This window comes from Paenibacillus koleovorans NBRC 103111, from assembly GCF_004000845.1.
GTDB classification, from domain to species: domain Bacteria; phylum Bacillota; class Bacilli; order Paenibacillales; family NBRC-103111; genus Paenibacillus_AA; species Paenibacillus_AA koleovorans.
In genome coordinates this window covers 1-643 of sequence record NZ_BIMA01000271.1, presented here as the reverse complement: position 1 = coordinate 643, position 643 = coordinate 1, and the positions used below count along the sequence as shown (strand labels likewise).

1 protein-coding gene is annotated in these 643 nt (G+C 49.6%); it reads right to left on the bottom strand.

The window, feature by feature from the left end:
* Nucleotides 1-6: 6 nt before the first annotated feature.
* Nucleotides 7-643, bottom strand: a 637-nt coding sequence (locus PKO02S_RS32125; protein ID WP_218034006.1) for a transposase, incomplete at its 5' end; no start/stop codon positions are given.

Genomic DNA, 643 nt, shown 5'->3' with positions numbered 1-643 from the left:
CATGAGTTATGCACTTGCAGGTAGAACATGGGAACAAGCAGACTCCCCCCAGAACATTCGAATCTCATTAGGCCAAAACAATTGAATAAGTCTTGCAAAACGTAGAGCCTCTGTGCCAATATCAAGAGAGATCGTCTGAATCCCTAAGCGGGTTTTGGAGCGGATCTGACAACGAGTGTGGAAGAGGCAGCGGACCATTTCGCCGTGGGTGCAGCCATCGCCATCACTCGTTTTTTCTTTGTTCATTTCCCAGTGTGCGAATCCAAGCAAGGTATCCGCAGCAAAGAGCAGTTCCAAATGGGCGTGATGATGTTCTTCGGTTGTGGAATGACACTTGGCTAAACCTAAATTTTGTTTCGCTCGGCGAAAGAAGACTTCAATCCGCCAACGCTTGGCGTACACGTGCAGCACTTCGTCTGAAGCATCAGCCCGATTACTGATGAGCACATAAGCGCCGCGGTAGGTTGCTGGCTTATCTTCATCCGTGTCATCTGGCTCTGGCTGTTCAGGTTCTTCATCTTCTGTCAGGCGCATGGCGACAACGGCAGCGATCGCCGTATAGCCGAATTTCTTTTTCTGTTCCCCTTTCCGATTCATAACGAGGTGGGGCATCTTGATGTAAATATCGGGTACGGAGATGCCT